This window comes from Tabrizicola sp. (assembly GCF_016792905.1).
In the GTDB taxonomy this organism is placed as follows: domain Bacteria; phylum Pseudomonadota; class Alphaproteobacteria; order Rhodobacterales; family Rhodobacteraceae; genus Tabrizicola.
The window spans coordinates 83,496-105,752 of sequence record NZ_JAEULP010000056.1 but is presented as its reverse complement, the minus strand read 5'-3'; the positions used below and the strand labels follow the sequence as shown (position 1 = coordinate 105,752).

Here is a 22,257-nt window from a genome sequence, read left to right as displayed (position 1 = left end):
CGTGACCCATCGACTTTCCCCGATGTTGGATGCGCAGTCGATGGTCGTGGTCGGCGCATCTGCACGGCCCGGTTCCTTTGGTACCCGTCTGGCCAAGGCGACCATGTCGGCGCGATTTCCGGGACAGATCACCTTCGTCAATCCGAGGGGCGGCGAGATCTGCGGTCGGACGGCACTGCCAAGCCTGGCTGACCTGGACCATGTTCCGGACGTTGCCGTGTTGGGCGTGGGCGGTGCCAACCTGGAGCGCGCGCTGCTGGATGCAATCGCGAAGGGTGCGCGATCCGCAGTGATCTTTGACAGTTGCCATGGCGAGACTGCGAATGGCCACCTTTTGCTTCCGCGGCTGCGGGCTATCGCAGCAGAGGCCGATATTCCAGTATGCGGCGGGTCGGGAATGGGCTTCATCAACACCCGCTCGGGCGCTGTGGCCAGTTTCTACCCGGCCGGCCACCTGAAATCTGGCGGAATATCCCTGATCGCCCATTCTGGCAGCGTGTTCACCGTCCTTGGCATGAACGACCCACGCTTCCGCTTTGATCTGATGGTCTCGCCGGGACAGGAAATCGGGGCAGGTATCGACGAGTACATCGCCTTTGCCACCAGTCGGAACACGACCCGCGCCATTGCGCTCTTCATGGAAGCAGCGCGCAATCCGCAAGGATTGATCGACAGCCTGAAGGCGGCACGGGCGCGGGGAATCCCGGTCGTGGTATGCAAGGTCGGACGCACCGAGGAAAGCGCCCGGCTCGCGCGGTCGCATACCGGGGCACTCGTGGGGTCGAATGCAGCTTACGCCGCGGTGTTCGAAGAATGCGGTGCGATCGTGGTCGACAGCGTGGACGAGATGATGAGTACCGCACTTCTGTGCGCGACAGGGCGAGTGCCCGGTCCGGGCGGGCTCGGTCTGGTCACGGACAGTGGCGGGTTGCGGGAACTGCAGGTTGATCTTGCGGTGGAGAGCGGCACTCCGCTGGCCCGGCTATCTGCGTCCACCCGCCAAGCGCTGCGGGCCCAATTGCCGCCTGACCTTGAACCGTCCAACCCGCTTGACTGCGCTGCCGACCTGACGGACGACTTCGCAAAGACCTTCGAAACTGGCCTGAGGCTGCTTTCTGCGGCGCCGGAAGTGTCGATGCTTGGGCTCGAGGCCGATGTCCGCGACGACTATATCTATGAGGATCGGCTGCTTACCCTGGCGAAAGCCCTTCCCCGTCTGACCGACAAGCCCTGTTTCCTCTATGCCAGCTTTGGCCTGACGCATAACCGCCGTCTGGCTGACGAGCTGGCCGATCTCGGCCTACCGGTCATGAACGGCGCAAAGATGATGCTGGCGGCGGCACGCAACTTGCAGGGTTGGGCAGACTGGAATGCTTGCGCGCCGGATACGGTCACAACCACGGGCGTTGCTCTGCCGGAACAACTTGACGAAGCTTCCAGCCTGGCACTGTTGCGCGGCTTTGGTTTGCCGACCGTCGAATGCCGAGTCTGCGACACAGCCGAGGCCGTCCAGACCGCCGCAGGCGAGATTGGCTTCCCCCTGGCCCTGAAAACCGCCGCCCCCGGCATCGACCACAAGAGCGATGCCGGAGGTGTTGTCCTGCACCTTCGGGATACTGACGGTTTGCTCGACGCTTACGCTGACTTGTCGGCACGCCTTGGGCCTCGCGTGATCGTGCAGAAGATGGCGGAGAAGGGTATCGAGCTTGCCTTTGGCTGCGTCGTCGACCAAGACTTCGGCCCGCTGGTCATGGTGGCACCCGGCGGAATTCTGGTCGAACTGTTTGACGAGCGGCAGGTTGCGCGCGCCCCTTTCGGGACCGCCAAGGCCGAGGCGATGATTCGTCGCCTGCGTGTTGCCCGGCTGATGGAAGGCGTGCGCGGCGAACCACCCCGCGACCTGGCTGCCGCCGCCCAGGCACTCAGCGCCTTCTCACGAGCCAGCGCCGCCTTGGCCGTGCAGATCTCTGAAATGGAAGTGAACCCGGTCATCGTTACTGCCACGGGTTCCCAGGCCGTCGACGCGTTGATCATAGCTCGAAAGATCTGATCTCCGGTCCGTCCTGCAGGTCTTGCCAGACGAAGCGAGTCGCTAGAGGCGTGAGGGAGCTTCAAGGGTGACACTCGCAGCGGCAAGCGGGGCAACAGCCAAGCTTTCAAAGAGATTTGTCTGAGGCTGCACGGCACCGGATCATAGAAAAGGAGCCGCTGCATCTGTTCTGACAGGACCAGTGCTTGGAATCGACCAACCCAGAAACATCACGGCGGGGGAACTTCCGGGGGGCAGGTCCGACACCAGATCAACTTGCGAGAAGGTTGCGGACGCCCGACGACGAGCTCCCACTTTTCTCTGGCAGAACCCTTGCGCTGGCTGCTGGATCAGCCAATCTCCGGCCATGACTTCGTTGCCAGTGCCGGGATGGCACCTATTGCTGGACATGTATGGCGCAAAGCATCTGCAAGATGCGGCGGCGCTCGAATTGGCGATGCGCGCGGCGGCCAATGCAGCGGGCGCACGAGTGTTGTCGGCGCAGCTGCATGACTTTCCCGAGGGAGGTGGAGTAACTGGGGTGCTGCTTTTGGCGGAAAGCCATATCTCGGTCCATACTTGGCCCGAGCTGAACTTCGCCGCGCTGGACATCTTCATGTGCGGATCTGCTGACATTGAGGCGGCGGCCCGGGCCCTGGAGACCGCGCTGGCCCCGGCAAGCTGCCGTGTCACCCGCACGGCGCGCGGTCAGCGAAACCAGGCGTCCCAGCCGGCATTGTAGAAGCCAACGAGCGCATGGCTCCGGATCGAATTTAGCTCGGCAGGAATGTCGGAGCTATCGGGGGCGAAGACCTGTGCCTGGGCCCAGATCTCGGGCGTCAGGTAGCGCAGGCCCTCGGGCAGAGAAAGCGGTCGGTCGGATGGCGAGCGGAGCGCCGCCATGACGAATCCCCAGTCGCCGAAGCTTGGCACCCAGGTGTGATAGGTCAGGGTCCAAAGGTTCTGGCCTGGCGCCACCGGATTGCGTGTTGCGGCAATCGTATGGGCCACCGACCAAAACGCCTGCCGGGCAAAGAGCGGCGAGCCGGACTGCACGACCATTACCCCTTGCGCCGAGAGGTGCTGGACGGCAAGCGCATAGAATTCGGCCGAATACAGCTTCGACAGTGCGATGGATTTCGGGTCAGGCAGGTCGGCGATGATCACGTCGAAACTTTCCTGCGCGATTTCCAGATACTTCCAGGCGTCCATGTTCACGATGGTCAGTCGCGGATCGTTCAGCGCAGCTCCGTTCAAGGCCACGAGGTCGCGATGGGACCGGAAGAGTTCGGTAACCCCGGGGTCGAGGTCCACCAGCGTCACCGCCTGGACGTCGGGGTGGCGGAATACCTCGCGCGCGGCAAGCCCATCGCCCCCGCCCAGGATCAACACTTGCGCGCGCCGTGGCGCAAGGGTCATGGTCGGGTGGACCAGCATCTCGTGATAGCGGTACTCGTCCTGGCTATCGAACTGGATGGAGTTGTCGAGGAACAGCCGCAAGCGGTCGCGGAACCGGGTTAGCGTGATGTGCTGATAAGAGGTGTCCTGCGATAGGACCACGTCATCCTCGAAGAGTGCCGCTTCGCTGACCGAGACCAGGCGTTCGGAGTAGACAAGGGCCGTCAGCGTTGCGGCCATGGCCAATCCCAACGCGACAACGGTGCCTTTCTTCGCTGCCTGCGGAAAGACCCAGAGCGAGAGCCCCGCCACGCCGAGATTCAGCGCCCCAAAGGCAAGGCTTGCCGACATGAGGCCTAGCTGTGGCACGATCAGCAGAGGAAAGATCAGCGAGGCGACCAGGGCGCCAACATAGTCAAAGCTCAGCACATTCTCGAAGCGGAACTGAGGTAGGCCGATCTCTTTCAGCAGGCGCGCAATCAGCGGCAGTTCCATACCCGCCAGCGAGCCCACGATGACAAGATTCAGGAGGAGCGGAAGGCTGACCTCGCCCATGAACGCGTAGGAGAAGAACAGGATTGGCGCCATGAATCCGCCGAAGATTCCAAGAGCAATTTGCGCCCAGATGAACCCTGCCAGCGTGTCCGAGACAAAGCGTGACACCCAGGCGCCCAGTCCCATGGCCGCAAGGTAGATGCCGATCACGAAGGAGAACTGCCGGACGGAATCGCCCAAGAGGTAGCTGGAGAGCGTCGCCCCGATCAGCTCGTAGATCAGTCCGGCGAGGGCTACCAGAAAGGTCGCAACCAGGAGCCAGACCTCGCGCTGGCCGCTGCCTTCCCGGATCATGACGAGTGCAGAACCGCAGCGATGATGATGGCCAGGGACAGGAAGATCGCTCCAATCAGGATGGCCAGAGCAATGTTCTGGTCATGCTCGATTTCGCGCATGACAGAAAACGGCGCCATGCGGGTCAGGAGCCACCAGAACAGCGCCATCAGGCAGACGCCAAGGACAGTGTAGAAGATCGTGCTGACGACTTCGGCAAGTTGGATTGCTTCGAACATCTGTGCCCTCATTTTACGGATGTTTGGGTGAAGGTGTTTCCGCCGCTGCCAGTTCGGATGGAGCGGTCGAGGTCGGTGCTTTCGCCCCAGACGCCATTCGCGGAGAGCCACCAGGCGCCGGAAAGCGTCGCGGCGGCGGACAGGACGATGATGATGCGAGCGGGGGTCATCAGTCCTCTTCGCTCCAGTCGCTGCCGCGCCAGCGCGCCTTGTGGTGAAGCCAGGATCGCAGCGGCGTCAGTCCGGCGATGGGGAGCGAGATGGCGAAGACAAGCCACATCCAGAAACTGGCAGCCTCGCCCTGATAGGCCAGGAACTGCATTGTCCGGATGGGAGAGCCTTCGACTCCCTCGCCGCTGCCGCCCTCGGGCACGTCAAGGCTGACGCGATAATTGCCCGCGACCTCGGGACGGAAGGAGATCGACAGGGTTTGATTGCCCTCTGACCAGGACTCGCCGCCTTCTACGCCTTGGTAGTAGCCGACCTCACGGGCCGTCTGAAACACCGGCGCATCGTCCGGGTCGGTGATCTCTACGTCGATCCCTGACCAGGCGTTGTAGAGGTCGGTCTGCACGACAAGTCGAATTAGGCCGCGGGTATGCGTGATCGGCAGCTCTGCCTCGAAGGCCAGCCGGCTGGCGCCAGGCTGCATGACCGGTTGCACCTTTTCGCCCTGAGCAAGCAGGAGCAGGCCCATGATCAGCGAGACGAATGCCAGAACCGCCCCAGTCGCACCAAGGAACCGCTCGTTTGGCCAGGGTCGGTAGGGTTGCAGAGGATGCACGCGCCAGGGCTTGCCAAGAGAGGTCAGGCCGAAGCTGGCCCACGTCTCTGCCTGCTGGGGCCAGGTTGACAGCTCCACCTCGCGCTCGGTCCCGGTCTGCGTCAGGGTCAGCATTTCGTCCTCGGCAAGAAAGCAAAGCGACTGGACGCGGTCGCCCACCATGGCAACGGATGAGAATTCGCCGTCGGCATATGAAATTCTCGCGTCCGACGTCTCGTAGTAGGTGTAGGTCCGGTTCCTAGCGCGGATGGTCGGGGGGTGTTCTGCCAATTCGACTGTCTGCGAGGTGATCCAGTTCGGGCCAAGCGGACCGCGCCAGGCGCGGGTCAGTATCAGATGGCCGTCCTCCAGCGTCAGCCAGGCATAGCCATGCGTGGGTGAAAAGAGCTGATGGTCGGTCCAATTCCAGCGTTCACCCTTCCAGGTCTCCGCCCAGCCGAGAATGCCTATCACCGTCCAGTCGATGCCTGCAATCTGGCCCTTCATGCCCAGCTGGAAAGGCGACGCCGGGCGACGTCTGTCGGCAAAGGTCTTGAGCAGGCGGTAGTTGTCGACCGCATCCAGCGCCGCTCCGCAATGGGCGCAGACCTGTAGAACGACGCGCCCGCCACCGAGCGCCATGAGCCCGGCACCGCAGGAGGGGCACGAGACCGCTGCGACCTCGCCCCTCATCCCGGCCTGCCCAGTTCGAACGAATCGAGCCAGGGCCCGATGAACCAGGTGGCGGCGCCAGCATGGAACTCGCCCGACAGAAGCCGCCCGTCCCCGCAGGACGCATTCACAAAGGTGAAGACCTCATCCAGCTCGAATGCCTCGGGCAACTGGCCGCGGAACCCAATGCAACGCGCGGTTTCAGCCTCGGTGACTGTCCAGTCTTCCGAGTCATGGCCGATGGTCGATCCCAGGGCAGGAGGGAAGTGGGGCAGATCCTTATCACTGGTAGGGCGCTGCAGGACGATGTCGCCCTCGTCGACCGAAATCCAGGCGCCCGAGCCGGCTTCGTCCAAAGCCCAGAACTCATCCCAGGCACCGCGCCCATAAGAGAAGCGCACCATGCCTACAGGGTCAAATGTGCCCTTCGGGGTCACGAAAGGTTGCAACATATGGACGAGCCCTGGTGTCTCGTGCAGGACGCCGGAGCTGCCCGCCACAGTGAAGACGGCGTCGCGCAAGACATGCGCGGTCCCGCAATGGTCGCAGTTGACCATGCGGGCCCAACGGAAGCTTTCGCCCAGATCTGCCCCGCACTTCAGACAATTCCGTCGCTCCATCCGTGATCAATGCAAGGATCGAGTCGCCTTCGCAAGACCAAAAGCCTTGGCCAGATGGCCCGGTAGGTGGCATGCCGGACATCGGGTGTGGTCAGAGGAATTGTGTTGAGGTGTCCAGGGCGGTCAACCAGCCTGCCGCACGACCCGTCGCTCCGCTTTCCACCACTCCAACGCCAGCCCCGACATCATGCGCCTGGCGGTAATGCTTTACATCCAGCTTCCCTCTCGCTCGGAAACGTCGAGGACCTGCAGCATGAACACGGCGTCGAAGTCGGTCACGAGACGGTGCGGTACTGCTGGAACAGGTTCGGCCCGAGGTTCGCTGGCGAGATCCGCGGCAAGCGCGTGGAGGCAATGCGCGCGCATCGCCACTGGCAGCGGCACCTGGACGGGGCAGGAGGAACGGAGGCTGGTTCGCATTCGTCTCACAGCACCTCGGGACGGCATTGTCAGAGGAATCGGTTCTGCTAGACTTCGGTGCGGAACTTCGGCGCCTATCCTGTCGGCCTGCTTCGCAAGAGCCAAGCACAAAGTTGACTTGACCGTTCGCTCAGAGCAGCGGGTCCCAAGCGACGAATTGCCTCTCTTGCTCTGGCAATACCACAAGTCCCGTCCTTGGGCGGGCAGAGGAGATAGCGATGACCGCCCGACCACGTCTGATCCTGCACATCGGCACGCACAAGACGGCGACCAGCACGCTGCAGGCACTGATGGCCGCGGAGCGGAAGAACCTGCGCGAGGCCGGTGTCTGCTACCCGCGCACTGACCATCCCGACTTTATTGATCAGAACAAGCACATCGCGCTGGCTGAGGCGTTAATTCACGACGCCGCCGCCTTTGATTTGGAATGGGCGCGCGTTCGGGACGAGTTCGACGCTTCGGGTGCCCACACGCTGGTGCTGAGTGCCGAGGGTTTGTCCGGTCCGGCCAAGTCATTGGACAGTTCGCTTGACCGTCTGCGCGCGGTAGCGGACGGCTTCGACGTGCTGGTCGTCTGCCTGTTGCGTCGGCAGGACAGCTTCGTCGAATCCCTGTGGAACCAGCGATCCAAGAACGGCCGCACGAACAGACACATCACCGACTTCGTGCAGTTGCCGGCCGTGCGGCGTCACATGGCTTACAAGGTCATGCTCGACAGGTGGGCTACGGTTGGCCGGGTCGCAGCGATCGGCTTCGAGGCCGCGCGCGAAACTGGCGTGGTCGAGGCGTTCTCTGCCGCCGTCGGCATCTCGCTGCCGCCGTCGTCGAAAAGCCGAAACGTCAGCCCCGGCATGCGCCATGCCGCATTGATGGCCGCCTTGAACAGGGCCGGCGTGACGCACAGCCACCGATGGATCGAGCAAGTGTTGGGTGCAGACCCGACGCGACATGCGCTTGGTGCACGACTGCGCGGCGAGATACTGGCCCAGTTCACCGACCACAATGCGGCACTTCTTGCGGCCTATGGTGTGCGTTTTCCCGATACTCTGCCCGAAGAAGACGCGGATCCGATTCCCGCAGCAGGCAGTAAGGACGTGGAGCGGTATCTGGATGCGCTGGCTGAACAGGGAGGGGGCGACAGCAAACGCAAGATGAGGCGGCAGACGCGACTCCGCGATGTGCGCCAGGCGCGTGGGGCCGCGACCGCGAACACAGCTGAGCGGGACCCTGCCAATGCGCCCCGAGTTGCAGATCGCCCGGCTGCCAAGCCCGGGGCGACGTCACCATGAAGCCACGCCTGATCCTGCATATCGGCACTCACAAGACTGCCACGAGCACGTTGCAGGCGCTGATGGTCGGCCAGCGCAGCCAGTTGCGGGCCGAGGGCATCCTCTACCCCAGTACCGACCGGCTACCGATACGCAGCCGACGCAAACATGCCTTCCTGGCGCGGCTCTTGCATGACGGGGGCCCCGCCTTCGAGGCGATGCTGGCCGACCTTCGCACCGAGGTTGCGGCTTCGGGCTGCGACCAAGTGCTGATGAGCGGCGAGGGCCTTTCAGGCCCGACGATGCGCCCTGATCCAGCGGCGCTTGCCGCGCTCGCCGGCGCGTTCGACCTTACTGCCGTCTGCTTCCTGCGCAGGCAGGACACGTTCGCGGAATCATTGTGGAACCAGCGCTGCAAGGCGGGCAACGAATATGACGGCATCGAGGCCTTCGTGAACGGCGCCCGGATGGCTAAACACATGGACTATCTAGCGATGCTCGCCCCCTGGGCAGAGGTCGGCCGGGTGGTCGCCGTGGGCTTCGAGGCCGCCCGGCGCGATGGCGTGGCCGAGTCCTTCGCGACTGCGGCCGGGATCTCGCTGCCGACAGCGCCGCGGGACCGCAACGTCAGCCCAAGCATGCTTTGTGCGGCCTACATGGCCGTGCTGAGCCGTCTTGGCATCGGCTTCGCCTGGAAGCGGGTGGAATCGGCCGTAAACAGGCTGCATGCCGATGACACTGCCCTGATGGCGCGCCGTGCGCTCGGACGGCAGCTACGAACCGAACTGTTGCAACGTGTCGCTTCAGCGAATGATGCACTTGCCGCTCGTCACGGCGTGACCTTTCCCGCCGACCTGCCGGACGAACCCGACGACCCAATCGCGCTGCCCTCGGAAGCCGCGGCACAACAACTTGCACGAGTGCTGGCTGGCCGTAGAACGGCGGTTCGGCAAGCGCGCTGAGCCAGCGCGTGGCTGGTGCCCTGGGTCAGTCGCCGTCGTCTTCGTCGTTGCCAGCTCCGGGTGCCACGATGAAGGTAACGCCGCGCTTGCCCATTATCTTCAGTGCCTTTCGCGCCTGCTTCACCCTGGCACCCCGTCCTTCGACGCCGGCCTTCCAGGCGGCCTTGCGCTCTTCGGACGTGGCATCGGGATGTGCGGCGGACCAGTCCACCAGCCAGAGCGCCCGCGCCATGATGCGGGCGGCCTTGCCTACTGCGCCTTTGCCCTCGCCATCGCCTTCTCCGGCGTCTTCCGCGGTATCAAGGCTGTCTTCGGACATCACGGGCTTCCCTTCGTGACGCAACTTTGGCATCGGATCGAACACCAGCACCTCTGCAAAGTCAACCTTAGACACCTCCACCGACTGATTTGGCAAAACCCCGCCGGGCAGCCACAATCGTTTGGGTGCCGTCGGGACGCATGCTAAGGTTGCGCCATGCAGATGATCGCCATTTTCGGTGTCTTCGTCGTCATCGTTGGTTCGACGCTGCCGCCACCAATGCGTACGGAGTCGATGCCGGAGCGGCTACTCCGGGTCGAGACCGGCGCGGTCGCCGACTTCTCCGTGGTCGAGTACTTCCCCAATTTGAAGTCGAAGATCGGGCTCGCCACCAACATCAGGCGCGAGGAGCTTGCCGAGGCGGGCCGCTTCATCGACGAGCTTGGCCCGGGCTTGATGTGCTCGAACATCGAATTCGACTACTGGTTCAAGTGGCCAGGAGAACCCATGGCAGCGCTTTTGCAGGACTTCACCGTTCCGGGCGACGCTACCAGCCGTCCGGCCGTGCTGCATGACCGGCCAGCAGAGTGGCTGACGGACTACGAGCGCATGCTCGGTGAGATGAACGTGGCGCAACTCTTCCAGCTGACAGGTGCGCCCGCACAGTTCCAGCCCGCGGAGGCGCAAAAGCCAGCAATCCACCCCGCGCCCACCGACATTGACGGCGCCGCCGCGCTGATCGGCGCTTGGACGGCGGCAGACCGCCACCCGTATCCCGTGCTGTGGTCGTTGTGGAACGAGCCAAACCACACTCTCGTGGCCTGGGACGGAGCGGACGCCACGATGCCGACGGCAGCACCCGTTGCGGAAGACCCCGCGAAAAGCAAGGCCGAGCGAAAGGCCGAACGCAAGGAAGCACGCAAGGAGGCACGCAAGGAGGCACGTGAAGCCGAGAAGGAGAAGGAGGGCAAAGCAAAGCACAAGGCCGAGAAGGCGAAGACTCCTCGCGATGCGCTTGACGAGGTTCTGGATAAAAGCGCTGAAGTGATCGCCGACCTATTCTTCAGCTACAGCGCGGCAATGCGCCCGCACCTCCACCCGCGCTCGCGGTTCGGCCTGGCAAGCTTTATCGCTTCGAACTTCCATGCCGAAAAAGTCACCGGCGATGGCGGCATCTACTTCGAGGAGGTAGTGCAGGATTTGCGCCGCGGTTCGGACGATGCCCCCATCGACTTCCTGACATTCAACAGCTTCAACGGTGGCTGGTCGGTGATCCTGAACGGTGTCCGCGCGGTGATGGGCGAGGATGCGTCATTCGGCATGATCATCTTCACGCAATATGCCCCCGAGATACTGAAGACCAACAAGGATGGCGAACCCAGCAAGCAAGCCGGAACGGACGCTACGCCCATGCAGGCCGCCGTCGCCATGCTCCAGGACCTTGCGCAGCTGCAGAGGGCGACCGACGTCCAGCATGTCTGCCTGTCCTACTGGATTGGTGGACCTTACGGCCTTTTGCAGGCGCGGAACGGCGGGCTCGTGCCGACGCCCCGGTACATGGCGTTGCGGATGTTCATGGAGCTTCCGGTCATGCGCACCCGGCTCGACCTGGGCGTACTGGAAGGGCAGGGGATCGGCGGGCTCGCCGGTCTTGATGCGGGAGGGGCAGCAGTTCTCCTTTGGAACGGCTCCGGCAGCGCGGTGGAGGTGCCGCTAACGCTTGCCGGGCTGCCGGCCGCGCATCAGGCGGGGACAGTTCGGGTGTCGGTGCTGGCCGACGGGCAGGCCGAGCCGCAGGAACAGGACTTCGCCGGCGGCGTTGTCGCGCTGCCTCCACATGGCGTGGCGTTGGTCGAGCTCGCGGCCCCCGGCGTGGCCGACCCACTGGCGCGACGCCATTCGCTGCAGCCCCCGGGCGACGGCCCGCGCACGCGGTTCCTGCAGACGACCTCCTTCCCCGATCGCGTGCCAGACAGCTGTGCTCGTGGACGGAGCCTGCCCGGCGTCACCGGCTGCGGGCGCAATACTGGCACCTACGGCTTCTACGATGCGGTCCGCAGCGTGGCCTACCTCGGCCAGGGCGCAGGCGGCGCCGTGCCCCGGGTGACGGCGGCCTACGGCGACCTTCCCGACCGGGTCTATGTCTCGGCGCGCAGCTTCGGGCCTGACGGCAGGGTGTCCGTGACTGCGGACTTCCCGGCCTGCGGCGACGCGCGCCAGGCTGAGGTGGTGCCTGGGCAGGATATTCTGATGCTCGATCTCGCCGGGGTGCCGACTGACTGCCGCGCCGCAGCTGTGGGCGGACTCCTGACAATGATGATCGCCGACGCGGTGCCCGGCACGCAGGCTGAGATCTACCTGTCGGCAGACCCGGTCGAAGCGGCGGCGCTTTCGTCCTTCGCGCCGCCGTTGTCAGCCACCGCGTCTGACACGAGCGAGGACCTTGCCTTCGCTCCACTCAAGGCTTTCGAATGAGCGTACTGGCGTTGTCAATTTCTTGATCCTTAAGGTGTGGACAGTGCCGCTCTTGGTCTTGAACACCCTGCCGCCGGTCTGCGCCTTGACTGGCATTGACTGTCGACGATCAGTTACAAAGCCAGGCGGTTGATCGCCAGTCGAGGTCTTGGTCAGTCCGGGCCGAGACGTCGGATCAGGGCCACCTGTTGTCTGCGGAGCAGCGGCGAAATCCAGGGCCCAAACAGATAGAGCAGCTTGATCGGCCAGCTTGGCAGGACCAGGAAATGACCCCTGTCGATTCCGCGCAACAGGGCCATCGCCACCGTCTCGGGAGCCAGGACCGATGCCTTGGCCGCCGTGCGGCTGGTGACGGCTGGTCGCAAAGTCCGTTCGGCCGCAAGCATCGGGGTATCGGTGTCCGGCGGCAGGCAAAGCGTGACGTTTATCCCTCTTGGTTGCAGTTCTATCCGCAGCGTTTCAGCCAAGCCGTGCAGGGCAAATTTGGAGGCAGTATACGCGGCATAGCCGTATGTACCCGAAAGGCTCGCCGCAGAGCCGATCAGGCCGATGGCTGATCCTGCGGTCATCAATGGTGCAAGTTGGGCAACCAGCGAAAGGCAGGCGAAGAAATTGATCTCCATGACCGCGCGATACGTCGCCATGCTGACGTTTTCCCAGCGGGCGGGAAAAGTCATTCCCGCCGAAAGGATCAGCATGTCGGGCGGTCCCAGAGTGCTTACTGCAGTGTCGATCATGATCCTGGCAGAGTCGACCTGGGCAAGATCCACTGCGAAAGTCCGGACTTCGGCTACTGGCGCTGCAATGCGCAACTCCGCTGCGGCGGCGGACAGACGGTCTTGATCCCGGGCAAAGAGGGCAAGGCGGATATCAGGGTGTCGCGCCGTCAGAGCCTTGGCTATCGCGAGACCGATGCCGCTGGATCCTCCGGTAATGAACGCAGTCTTGGTCATGCAAGAAGCGGCCTCCATCTCTGGCTCTGCGGTAACGGTTCGCCTTTACCGAGACCTCGGCTTTCGGCCATGTCGCGGCCGGTCTTTCGTCGACCACCCTGGTTGGCCATTGGTCCCTCAGCGCTGTGGTGGGAAGTGCCACCTCATATCGTCCAGCCAAGTTCGCGCCCGCGCTTCACATAGTCTTCGGCGTTGATCGAACTGTACAATTCTTCGGCTCGGTCCGACCAGAGAGCGGCGCGGTCGATGTCCAGCCCGGTAGCTTTGGTCTTGGTTTCGGCATTTCGGGTCTGTTCCAGCGCTTCGGTGGCCCTGTCGGGTGCGATACCCAGTCGCCCGGCCAGATCAACTGCGCTTTGCGGGGACTTCAGCAAGGTCTCGAAGTTCAGCATGTAGAATTGCTCAGTCTGGAACCGGCCGCAGAGTGGTTCGTTCCGCAGCACCGTGATCGCGAGCATCTGAGAGAATACCGCCATATGCCCTTGGCCATGCCGTTCCAGGTAGGTGCAAAAGGCTTCGCGATCGTCTGGGATCTGATCACGCGCAATCCAGTTGACGTCCTCGCGGCGAAAACGGAAGTCGATGAACTCCGACACCAGAGTCTGGCGTGGGTGGCGATACGAGCAAACAAAGAAGAAATCGGGGAAGATCCAAGCCATAAGCGGCACCGGGAAGTGGCCGAAGGCCAGGTCGCCGTCGTTCATGTCGCGCAGGGTCTTCATGAAGGACTGCCGCTCCATCGCGCGCGAGGGGAAGCGGGCATTGGTCTCCAAGTCGAACTTGGCAGTATTGAGGAACTTCTTTTGGTTGACGTGAAACCCGGTGTTGTGAAACCCCAGACGTCCGATGAAATCGGCGAGAAAATAGGTTCCTGCCTTGGGGATTGTGTAGATGTACACTTTCATGGAGTCATATCTTTTCTGCCTGTTTCTGGGGTGACGCAATGGCGTCTGGAAAGGGCGTCGGGGCGGTAGCGGCAGATCCGGCTTGGTCCGTTGGGCGACGGAAGGTTGCGGCCCACCAGTCCGGGGACCGGTAGGCAGCGATATTGGCAGCCCAATCTGCCCCGACGGACGCCCGAAGCGCCTTGTAGCGCGGGGCCAGGAGGCCCGCGCGCAACATCAGGCCCCACATCCGGAACCGCCGTGGGACAAAGCGCAGATGGTAACTGCGAGGTCCGTTGGTCAGCACATAGCTTTGTCCGGCCGTATTGCCCGGATGCGCCTCGACGTCCATCAACACGGCATCGCTGTTGCGCCACAAAGGGCCAAAGCCGGTTCGCAATGCGGACTTCACCTGATCCATGACCAGACCTCGAAGCGAGCCTGGACGCGGCCGACGCGGTGTCAGAGGGCGTTGCTTCCAGCTGGCATCCAGCTTTTCGGGGGCATTGCCTTTGGCCAGCGACATGACACTTTCATGGATCTGTTCGGTGTCGCGGGCGAACAGGGCCCGTGGGCCGCGCAGGAAATCCTGTACGGCTTTCATGCGCAGCTCGGCCGCCATGTAGTTGTGCGTCAGGATCGCATCGGTGATCATGCCGATCACGTCCAGTGGCGGCAGCTGCCGAACCTTGTCGGCATAGGTGGCACCGAATATCAGCCGATTGCGCAGGTCGTAGTATTCCTGCCACCCTGAGGGTTTGGCGTAGAAGGGCTCGTGCCAGACACCGATGCCGGGCAGGGTGACCGTGGGCACTCCGTCGAGCGCCAGGCGTTGGCCATACTCGAAGTCGTCACCCCGGATGAAAACTGGTGCAGGCAGTGCCAGCGTGCGAGACCGCTCTACCGGCAGGATGCAGAACCACCACGCGTTGTAGTCGGTCTTGACCGGTGTGTTGAAGTGCCAAAGCTGCGCAGGGTCCGAGAGATCGACGTCGTGACAATAGGCATGGATCGAGTTGTCGGTCCTCAGGAAGGCACCGGCCTCATACATGATATGGGGGCGCAAAATGTCGAACATGCCCGCGCCAAGGGCGATTTCGCGGTCGGCATAGTTCAGGAAGCGGAGCGCGCGCAAGATCATCCGCTCGTCGAGGACTATGTCATCGTCCATCATCAGATGGTGGCTGGCCGGGGCAGGGTTGGCCAGTTCCTCGACGAGGGTGCGGGTGAAGCCCCCGCAGCCACCCAGGTTACGCTGCTCTATGGCCTGGATCTTGGGAGCATTCAGCAGGGCGCGGATCGCATCTGATTTGAACGGTGCGCCCTGGTTGACCACATGTACCGCGCAAATGGCATCGCTGCTTGCCGCCAACCGAGCCACACGGCAGAGCGTGCGGGCGAAAAAGTGCTCCTGGTTGAAGGTGCACAGCCCGATCGACAGGGTAACGCGGCGCTTGGGCGCATCGGATGTGATGAAGTCGATAGCATGCACATCGGTGGTCTCGTCCGCCTCTACCTCTACGAACAGCCGACTGGGCCAGATCTCGGCCTCGCCGGGCCATTGAGTGACCTCCGATGACCTGATGTCGACCAGAAATCGGCACGGCGTGGCGCAACGAAACCTGTCTTCGGCAATCAGGTTCGCGCCGTGCCCGGTTTCCTCAAATATCCGCACGCGAGCGGTACCGGCCATTTCCACCATCACGGCAAGGTCGCGCACGACTGTGTAGGCTTGCCAGTAGGCCCGGTAAAAGGAACCGAAGAACGTGTCGGTCGACAGGATGTTCCCGGGGTCGAGCCTTATGGCAGCGGTGCCTGACTTCACGGATCGCGGAACAAGATCGCCGTGACGCCTCGGCGGGATGGCGCGCAGAAAAAGTGTTTCGGGAAGGTCTTCTCTGGGAAGCAGAGTGGACTGCAGAACGTGCAGTCGTCCTGACGTGGCGCCATTGCGGCGCACGCCCTGCGCGCTGGTCAGCGGCATGAAGCGGTTGGCCAGATCATAGGTGCAATCATCGTCGTCGGTGGACGGACCTGTCTGGCAGCCTTGCGGTAGCGTCATCGCCCTGTTCCGCCAGATGCCAAGGCCCGGCAGACACAGGCTGGGGATGCCTCGCTGCTGTTGGTCTAGGCCATATGCGAAATCATCGCCGCGCAGAAAAGGGCCTTGCGGCAGAGGCGTGGCTGCAACCGGAGCCAACGGCAGGATGCAGAACCACCAGGGGCAGTAATCGACGCGGGTCGGTGTGGTGATCTGCCTCAGTCCGCCCACCATCGAAACGTCGGTTTCCTGGCCGTTCATGCGGAGCTGCCCATTTGCCGCAAGCATCGCGCCGGACATGCACAGGCGAACCGGAAACTGCACGTCCAGCATCGCGGATCCGAGCACAAGGTCGGAGGTCGCATAGTCGAGAAAGCGCTGCGCGCGCTGGATCAGCCGCTCGTCCAGCAGGATGTCATCAGCCAGCACCAGATGATGGGTGGCACCTTCGGGTGCGGCACGCGCCGTCGCGAGGGTTCGTGCCAGCCCGCCCGGTGCCTCGGGGCCTGCCGCGGGTGAGGAGAGCCGCACCGCGGGTGAGTCCAGCGCCGCCAACATGGCAGGCTGTGTGAACGGGGGCCCGTGATTGACCAGATGAACGGGGTTGAGGGTGGGGTCGCTTTCGGCCAGCCGCACAAGGGCTGGCAGTATGGTGGCGATTTGACTGCCCGCACCGCTGTTTGTGTCGTTAAATGTCGATATTCCTATCGAGAGATGGACACCGCGCGAGACAGCAATCTCGGTCACAAAGTCGATGGACTGCACTTCCGACGAGCTCTGCGCCTCGACTTCAACGTAGAGCCGACAGGAAGATGCGCCGTTGATCAGTCCGGTATCAATGCCCGCCGTTCGAAAGCGGATCAAGTGGCGCTGCGGTTTGGAAGCCAGCAGTTCGTACTCGCACAGCAGCAGTATCTCGTCGCCAGTATCCTCGAAGACCCGTACCTTTCCGCGCCCGCGAAACCCCACCACCACCGCGACATCGCCGATCGAAGTGAAAGCCTTCCAGTAACTGTGATAAAACGAACCGAAGAAGGTGTCGGTCGACAGCAGGTCGCCCTTTTCCAGCGGAATGCCCAGATTGGCGCGGGCTGTCGGCAGCGGCAGGGCAGGGCGATTTGCCGGGTTGCTCAGGCGCAAGTAGAGCGCTTCTGGCAGACCGGTCTTGGGCAGCAGCGTCGTCTGAAGAACATGCATCAAGGGGCAACCATGGTTTGGAGTTGCATCGATGGCAGTCTGCCTGATCTGGTTAGCCCCTGGAAAATGTCCTTTCAAGCCCGAAGGGTAGATCGCAGCCGACTCTTGAGGACATTACCCCATTTCGGCAGGTGCGTACTTAGGTATTCGCCTGCAGCGCGGTGCTGCCCGTTTCGTGTGCTTGCCTCTTGGGACGACATCGACCTTGAGCTCCACCTTGATATCAAATGCCCCGCCGACTCTCCTAGTGCGCCAATCACATGGGCGTCCTGCTGAACACGGGCAGATCGCCGCCTGTTGCGATCTGCTCCAAGACGGAGCGAGCACAATCCAACGCCTCCCGGATGGTCACATCCATATCGAGGTAGCGGTAGGTGCCCAGACGCCCAACGAAGGTGACGTTCTTCTCGGCCTGCGCGCGCGCCATGTAGTCGGTCAACAGCGCCTTTTCCTTGATCAGGCGAACCGGATAATAGGGAATGTCGTTGGGGCCGCACTCACGGGAATACTCCCGGTAGCAGACCGAGCCTTGATGGGTTTCCCATGGCGCAAAATGCTTGTGTTCCGTGATGCGCGTGAAGGGCACCTGCACATCGCCGTAGTTCATCACCGCGCAGCCCTGATAGTCGCCGTCATGGGTGAAGCGCTCGAAATCCAGCGTTCGATAGCCCAACCGGCCTATGTCATAGTCATACCAGCCATCCAGCGGTCCGGTGTAGAACACATGGTCGTAAGTCCCCGCTTGATCGCGGCTGAACCGGGTATTCAGTCGCAGGGTTATGCCGGGGTGATCGAGGATGCGTTCCACCATGGCGGTGTAGCCATTCTCCGGCATGCCCTGAAATCTGTGAAAGAAGTAGTTGTCGTCATAGTTGAAGCGCACCGGAAGCCGCTTCAAGATCGAGGCGGGCAGTTCCGATGGATGGCAGCCCCATTGCTTTTGCGTGTAACCCTTGAAGAAGGCGACATAGAGCGACGCACCGACAAAGCGCAGCGCCTGTTCTTCGAAGGTCTGCGGATCGGCGATCGTGGTATCGGCCTGAGCCTCGATGAAGGCGCGTGCCTCCGAGGGGTTCATTGCCTTGCCGAAAAACTGGTTGATGGTGTGCAGATTGATTGGAAGCGAGTAGACCCGCCCGCCTGACACGGTTTTCACCCGGTTCTTGTAGGGCCTGAACGTCTCGTAACGGTTCACATAGTCCCAGACTTCGGTGTCATCGGTGTGGAAGATATGGGGCCCATAGACATGCACCAGAACGCCAGTCTGGGCGCAGCGCTCGGTGTGGCAGTTGCCTGCCACATGGGGCCGCGTGTCGACGACCGTGATGTCATGGCCAGCCTCGACCAGATGTCGGCCAATCACCGCTCCGGATAAACCTGCGCCGACCATCAGGAATTTCATGTCATGCCCTCGTGGGGTACGCTCAGGAATTGACTCTCTTGTTAAGCTTAGTCATTTGCCGACCGTTTGAGAAACTCCGGTGGTCGAGGTCGCAGAGGCCCGTGTGCACGCGGAAACGCGATTGCTTCCTGGTCCGTCTCCTCAAATGGACGGACTCCAAGAATAGTCTAGAAGGTTCAGGGGCTCAGGTCACTAGCCCCTCTGGCGCCAAAGACGTGCATGGCACCCGGGTGGATGTCAGCGGTTCAGGATGTCGCGGTGATAGCGGCGCAGGAGGAAGAGCCCGATGACGAGTGGAACCATGGCAAACGCCAAGACATAGGACGAGCTGGTCCAGGTCGCCCCGTAAGTGGGATAGAACCCGCGACGCATGATCCCGATCACGTGAACCAGCGGGTTGTACCACAACACGTCCCGCACCTGCGCGGGAAGTGCCTCAAACGTGTAAAACACAGTCGACAAGATCAGAAGCGGGAAGGTCACTATACCCCAAAGCGACTCCCACAGCGGAAAGGTCGAGAAGAGATAAATGTTCAGGCAGCCAATTCCGAGCCCCAATAGGGCAGCCAAGATCAATGACAGGATGATCGATGGTATATCCAGCGCAGCCCTCGTCTCGAACAACAGCAGCACGCCGCCGAAAACCAGATAGCTGATCAGAAGATAGGTCAGCAAATGTACCAGAAATCGCGCCAAGATGGCATCGATGTAGCTCACTCCGGGATAGAACAGCAGCGAGCTGGAAAATGCCAGCGACCTGGACACCGAGCTTGCGCCCCGCTGGTACATCATCATGCACAGGGTGCCCGTGGCGTAGAACAGTGGAAAGTTGGTACCTAGCCCAGGTGACTTGACCCGCAGCCCGAACGCCAGCACCAAGGAGAACAGCGCGATCCCGCCCACAGGTTCAAGGATGACCCAAAGATACCCGCCCGGCGAGCGACCATAGGTGGTGGACATCTCGCGCAGCATCAACGCAACGACGGATCGAGAGGTGCGGTAGCGAGGCGCGCGCGGGACTGGAAACTGTGGAAAGCGCTCAGGTCGGTGCGGATCATCTGGCGCCGTTTCATCACCCCGCAGCATTTGCCAACGCCCCGTTCTGTCGCTCGGTGCGCGCGAACTGGTTTGCGCTTTGCCAAAATCTTCGGAGCGGGGCACTAGATTTTTCCGTTCAGCTTCTGTAGATAAGGGTCAAGACCAAAGGTGCCGCGATGAGCGCACTTCTATCAGGCGACACAGGTTCGCGAAAGACCTGACAACGGTTTCGCCTGATCCTGATGTAGTGGCGATGTACGGCCCTGTCAGTGCCCCGGGCCTCTATGCCCGAACTGTCGTTCGAAGAAATCGTCAGAGCTGTACGCCGAACAATGACGTTAATCCTGGACAAGAAATATCAGAGAACCGGCCCGGCGAGTAGACTTACGCTTGTCGCGGCAGAGACAGGCGTTTCAGCAAGCCAGACCATGGAACCGGTGAAGCGGGCCAACGCTGCAGGTCCGAAAAGCGGTGGTTCAATGAATCCGACGACCGTCGCCCTGAGGGCGCAGCGTCAGGCAGCACGGCGGAGCCGAAAAGGTCTAAGCGAAGGTCCGGATGCGCAAGATGATCAGAATGACGTGACCAGTACCGGGAATGCCAGCGAGAGTGACGCGAAAAATCGTTCGAAAGTGCCAGCCGGAGACGGGGCTGGGGATTCCGGTCCGCCTGCCACAACCTTGCCCACAACGACCGTGAATCGAGGACTTGGCCGACAGCGCGGACGCGTCGGCAAGGAAATGGGTGAGTTGGCACCTATCATTATCCGCCCGGCCGCAGCTGCAGCCCGGCCACGGCGGCGGCACTGGATGCTCCTATTCAGCTTTGTCGCCCTGGTGGTCGTGCCGGGGGCTCTGGTCGCGGCCTATCTCTGGGCCGTCGCGGTTGATCAGTACTCCTCGGTGGTGGGGTTTTCAGTCCGGTCCGAAGAAACCAGCCCGACTCCCGATCTGCTGGGACAATTCCGGCAACTTTCCGGAGCCAGTTCGACGGATACAGATATCCTGTACGAATTCATCCAGAGCCAGGAAATGGTCGATCGGATCAATGCCAATCTCGATCTGACCCGGATCTACTCCGGCAATATCGAGCATGATCCGGTATTTTCCTATGACCCTGCAGGTTCAATCGAGGATCTGGTGGAATATTGGGCACGGATGGTGAAGATTGCCTATGACCCCAACACTGGGCTAATGGAGATCACCGCCCGGGCCTTCACACCCCAAGATGCCCGGAGCATTGCTCAGGCGATCCTGAACGAAAGCACGCTGCGGATAAACGAGCTTTCGGCCATCGCACGGGCTGACGCCACGCGCTATGCCCGGGATGAGCTCGACGCTGCACTCGACCGGCTGCGCCAGGCCCGCCTCGCCGTGACGCAATTCCGGATGCAGACCCAGATCGTGGACCCTGCTCTCGACATCCAGGGACGGATGGGGCTCTTGAACACGCTGCAGGCCGAACTCGCGACGGCGTTGATCGACATTGATCTCTTGCGCTTGACCACCGATGCGGATGATCCGCGCATTCGCACTTTGGAACGCCGTATCGAGGTGATCCGCAGCCGCATCACCGATGAACGTTCGCGCTTCGGGGCCGGAGGTGAGGGGCCGGGAGGTGAAGACTACGCGACGATGGTCGGCGAATTCGAACGGCTGGAGGTCGACCTCCAGTTTGCCGAGACAGCCTATACGGGGGCGCAAGCGAGTTATGATGCCGCCTTGATTTCGGCACAGCGCACGTCGCGCTATCTGGCTGTTCATATCAGGCCTACGCTGGCAGAAACTTCGCGCTATCCACAGCGCGAGGTTATCCTCGCTGTGTTCGTGCTTTTTGCCTTTCTGGTCTGGGCTACCGGTGCGCTGATCTACTACTCGGTTCGTGACCGGCGCTGATCAACAAGAGGGCGGTCCGACATGATCAGGTTAGACAACGTCAGCAAGACCTTCTGGGTCAGAGGCGAACCCAGGGTTGTGGCCGACGGCATCACCGCCACCTTCCCGACCGGCGCGCGGGTGGGGCTGATGGGCGTCAACGGAGCAGGCAAGTCCTCACTGTTGTCGATGATCGCCGGCACGCTTGAACCGGATACGGGTTCGGTCGTTTCGAACGGCACAATCTCTTGGCCGGTCGGATTTCGCGGCAGCTTTCACAGGGACCTGACCGGAGCGCAGAACATCCGCTTCATCGCACGCATCTACGGTGTCGATACCGAAGAGCTGAGCGCATTCGTCGAGGATTTCGCTGAACTGGGGCATCAGTACTATCAACCCTTCCGCAGCTATTCCTCAGGCATGCGGTCGCGACTGTCATTCGGGGTGTCCATGGGCATCCGCTTTGACACCTACCTGGTTGACGAGGCCACCAGCGTGGGTGACGCGGCGTTCAAGGCCAAGAGCCGACGGGTGTTCATGGATCGTATGCGGAACGGTGGTGCGGTCTACGTTTCTCATTCAATGAACAAGCTGCGCCAACTTTGTACCATGGGCGCGGTGCTGGATCTGGGCCGCCTCTATGTTTATGATGACTTGGAAGAGGCAATCGCGCATCATGAAGCCATTCTTCATCAGACGCTCGGGTTGAGGGCCGATGACGAAGATCCCGATGACGAGTGAGACAGTGTGAATCTGTTCCCTTGGAATGCGCCAGACAAGGCGCAACTGGCGTGGTGCTTGTTTCTCGATACAACCTGACCATCCCCGCCGAAGGCCAGGTTCCCGGCCCCCGTGTTTGCCCATTCGTTCGAGTGTTCGATACGTCGACGTGCAGGTACAGGTCCTGCTCAAGAAGGCCTGCTCTCGCGCTGCCA

Annotated in this window: 18 protein-coding genes; 7 read left to right on the top strand and 11 right to left on the bottom strand. The window is 62.1% G+C overall.

All coding sequences use genetic code 11. The features are described 5' to 3' along the window. The first annotated feature begins 1 nt into the window (after position 1). Positions 2 to 2,050, top strand: coding sequence for an acetate--CoA ligase family protein (locus JNL31_RS11945; protein WP_294973514.1), 2,049 nt, complete (start codon positions 2 to 4; stop codon positions 2,048 to 2,050). A gap of 346 nt (positions 2,051 to 2,396) precedes the next feature. Then, the gene (gene speD, locus JNL31_RS11940) at positions 2,397 to 2,771 is read left to right on the top strand and encodes an adenosylmethionine decarboxylase (RefSeq protein WP_294973513.1); all 375 of its coding nucleotides are present in this window, start codon (positions 2,397 to 2,399) and stop codon (positions 2,769 to 2,771) included. Here speD and JNL31_RS11935 read toward each other — a convergent pair. From JNL31_RS11935 to JNL31_RS11915, 5 genes are read right to left on the bottom strand one after another with little or no spacing between them, the layout of a single operon-like run. After that, entirely contained in the window at positions 2,738 to 4,276 is a 1,539-nt protein-coding gene (locus JNL31_RS11935) for a polyamine aminopropyltransferase (RefSeq protein ID WP_294973512.1), read from the bottom strand. The genes speD and JNL31_RS11935 overlap by 34 nt on opposite strands. After that, complete coding sequence (locus JNL31_RS11930) at positions 4,273 to 4,494, bottom strand: DUF350 domain-containing protein (RefSeq protein WP_294973510.1); 222 nt, start codon at positions 4,492 to 4,494, stop codon at positions 4,273 to 4,275. Before JNL31_RS11930 ends, JNL31_RS11935 begins: the two co-directional genes overlap by 4 nt. A gap of 8 nt (positions 4,495 to 4,502) precedes the next feature. Then, positions 4,503 to 4,664: a hypothetical protein gene (locus JNL31_RS11925; protein WP_294973509.1), complete on the bottom strand. Its 162-nt coding sequence runs from the start codon at positions 4,662 to 4,664 to the stop codon at positions 4,503 to 4,505. Continuing rightward, positions 4,664 to 5,899 (bottom strand): DUF4178 domain-containing protein, encoded by a 1,236-nt coding sequence (locus tag JNL31_RS11920; protein ID WP_294973508.1) that lies wholly within the window; start codon positions 5,897 to 5,899, stop codon positions 4,664 to 4,666. The genes JNL31_RS11925 and JNL31_RS11920 overlap by 1 nt, the downstream gene beginning before the upstream one ends. 47 nt (positions 5,900 to 5,946) lie before the next feature. Beyond that, positions 5,947 to 6,450, bottom strand: a complete 504-nt coding sequence (locus JNL31_RS11915; protein WP_294973506.1) for a DUF4178 domain-containing protein — start codon at positions 6,448 to 6,450, stop codon at positions 5,947 to 5,949. Positions 6,451 to 7,187: 737 nt separating this feature from the next. On the opposite strand from JNL31_RS11915, the gene JNL31_RS11910 reads away from it, so the two are divergent. Together JNL31_RS11910 and JNL31_RS11905 are read left to right on the top strand one after the other, a co-directional pair. Further along, a complete protein-coding gene (locus tag JNL31_RS11910; protein ID WP_294973505.1) occupies positions 7,188 to 8,258 on the top strand; it encodes a hypothetical protein in 1,071 nt (356 codons plus the stop codon). Further along, a complete protein-coding gene (locus JNL31_RS11905) occupies positions 8,255 to 9,199 on the top strand; it encodes a hypothetical protein (RefSeq protein WP_294973503.1) in 945 nt (314 codons plus the stop codon). Before JNL31_RS11910 ends, JNL31_RS11905 begins: the two co-directional genes overlap by 4 nt. A gap of 25 nt (positions 9,200 to 9,224) precedes the next feature. Here JNL31_RS11905 and JNL31_RS11900 read toward each other — a convergent pair whose 3' ends face one another. Beyond that, positions 9,225 to 9,569 (bottom strand): hypothetical protein, encoded by a 345-nt coding sequence (locus JNL31_RS11900; protein WP_294973501.1) that lies wholly within the window; start codon positions 9,567 to 9,569, stop codon positions 9,225 to 9,227. Between the two features lie 105 nt (positions 9,570 to 9,674). Between JNL31_RS11900 and JNL31_RS11895 the strand changes: the two genes are divergently transcribed. Then, positions 9,675 to 11,933: a hypothetical protein gene (locus tag JNL31_RS11895; protein WP_294973499.1), complete on the top strand. Its 2,259-nt coding sequence runs from the start codon at positions 9,675 to 9,677 to the stop codon at positions 11,931 to 11,933. A gap of 152 nt (positions 11,934 to 12,085) precedes the next feature. Here JNL31_RS11895 and JNL31_RS11890 read toward each other — a convergent pair whose 3' ends face one another. The 5 genes from JNL31_RS11890 to JNL31_RS11870 form a co-directional block, all read right to left on the bottom strand. Beyond that, positions 12,086 to 12,886 carry an SDR family NAD(P)-dependent oxidoreductase gene (locus JNL31_RS11890; protein WP_294973497.1) on the bottom strand — a complete coding sequence of 267 codons (801 nt, stop codon included), beginning with the start codon at positions 12,884 to 12,886 and terminating at the stop codon, positions 12,086 to 12,088. Between the two features lie 143 nt (positions 12,887 to 13,029). Beyond that, a complete protein-coding gene (locus JNL31_RS11885) occupies positions 13,030 to 13,791 on the bottom strand; it encodes a hypothetical protein (protein ID WP_294973495.1) in 762 nt (253 codons plus the stop codon). 4 nt (positions 13,792 to 13,795) lie between these two features. Further along, positions 13,796 to 17,008, bottom strand: coding sequence for a glycosyltransferase (locus JNL31_RS11880; protein ID WP_294973524.1), 3,213 nt, complete (start codon positions 17,006 to 17,008; stop codon positions 13,796 to 13,798). Positions 17,009 to 17,264: 256 nt separating this feature from the next. Then, the gene (gene glf / locus JNL31_RS11875) at positions 17,265 to 18,410 is read right to left on the bottom strand and encodes a UDP-galactopyranose mutase (RefSeq protein WP_294973493.1); all 1,146 of its coding nucleotides are present in this window, start codon (positions 18,408 to 18,410) and stop codon (positions 17,265 to 17,267) included. Positions 18,411 to 18,647: 237 nt separating this feature from the next. Next, positions 18,648 to 19,571 carry an ABC transporter permease gene (locus tag JNL31_RS11870; protein ID WP_294973492.1) on the bottom strand — a complete coding sequence of 308 codons (924 nt, stop codon included), beginning with the start codon at positions 19,569 to 19,571 and terminating at the stop codon, positions 18,648 to 18,650. A 305-nt stretch (positions 19,572 to 19,876) separates the two neighbouring features. Between JNL31_RS11870 and JNL31_RS11865 the strand changes: the two genes are divergently transcribed. Together JNL31_RS11865 and JNL31_RS11860 are read left to right on the top strand one after the other, a co-directional pair. Then, positions 19,877 to 21,343 (top strand): sugar transporter, encoded by a 1,467-nt coding sequence (locus tag JNL31_RS11865; protein ID WP_294973490.1) that lies wholly within the window; start codon positions 19,877 to 19,879, stop codon positions 21,341 to 21,343. 21 nt (positions 21,344 to 21,364) lie between these two features. After that, entirely contained in the window at positions 21,365 to 22,063 is a 699-nt protein-coding gene (locus JNL31_RS11860; protein ID WP_294973488.1) for an ABC transporter ATP-binding protein, read from the top strand. Positions 22,064 to 22,257: the final 194 nt, after the last annotated feature.

Coding starts and splice junctions, on each gene's coding strand:
- JNL31_RS11865 (WP_294973490.1), top strand. CDS start 19,877: ATGGAACCGGTGAAGCGGGCCAACGCTGCAGGTCCGAAAAGCGGTGGT.
- JNL31_RS11935 (WP_294973512.1), bottom strand. CDS start 4,276: ATGATCCGGGAAGGCAGCGGCCAGCGCGAGGTCTGGCTCCTGGTTGCG.
- JNL31_RS11920 (WP_294973508.1), bottom strand. CDS start 5,899: ATGGCGCTCGGTGGCGGGCGCGTCGTTCTACAGGTCTGCGCCCATTGC.
- JNL31_RS11925 (WP_294973509.1), bottom strand. CDS start 4,664: ATGACCCCCGCTCGCATCATCATCGTCCTGTCCGCCGCCGCGACGCTT.
- JNL31_RS11890 (WP_294973497.1), bottom strand. CDS start 12,886: ATGACCAAGACTGCGTTCATTACCGGAGGATCCAGCGGCATCGGTCTC.
- JNL31_RS11895 (WP_294973499.1), top strand. CDS start 9,675: ATGCAGATGATCGCCATTTTCGGTGTCTTCGTCGTCATCGTTGGTTCG.
- JNL31_RS11910 (WP_294973505.1), top strand. CDS start 7,188: ATGACCGCCCGACCACGTCTGATCCTGCACATCGGCACGCACAAGACG.
- speD (WP_294973513.1), top strand. CDS start 2,397: ATGACTTCGTTGCCAGTGCCGGGATGGCACCTATTGCTGGACATGTAT.
- JNL31_RS11930 (WP_294973510.1), bottom strand. CDS start 4,494: ATGTTCGAAGCAATCCAACTTGCCGAAGTCGTCAGCACGATCTTCTAC.
- JNL31_RS11860 (WP_294973488.1), top strand. CDS start 21,365: ATGATCAGGTTAGACAACGTCAGCAAGACCTTCTGGGTCAGAGGCGAA.
- JNL31_RS11905 (WP_294973503.1), top strand. CDS start 8,255: ATGAAGCCACGCCTGATCCTGCATATCGGCACTCACAAGACTGCCACG.
- JNL31_RS11885 (WP_294973495.1), bottom strand. CDS start 13,791: ATGAAAGTGTACATCTACACAATCCCCAAGGCAGGAACCTATTTTCTC.
- glf (WP_294973493.1), bottom strand. CDS start 18,410: ATGAAATTCCTGATGGTCGGCGCAGGTTTATCCGGAGCGGTGATTGGC.
- JNL31_RS11880 (WP_294973524.1), bottom strand. CDS start 17,008: ATGCATGTTCTTCAGACGACGCTGCTGCCCAAGACCGGTCTGCCAGAA.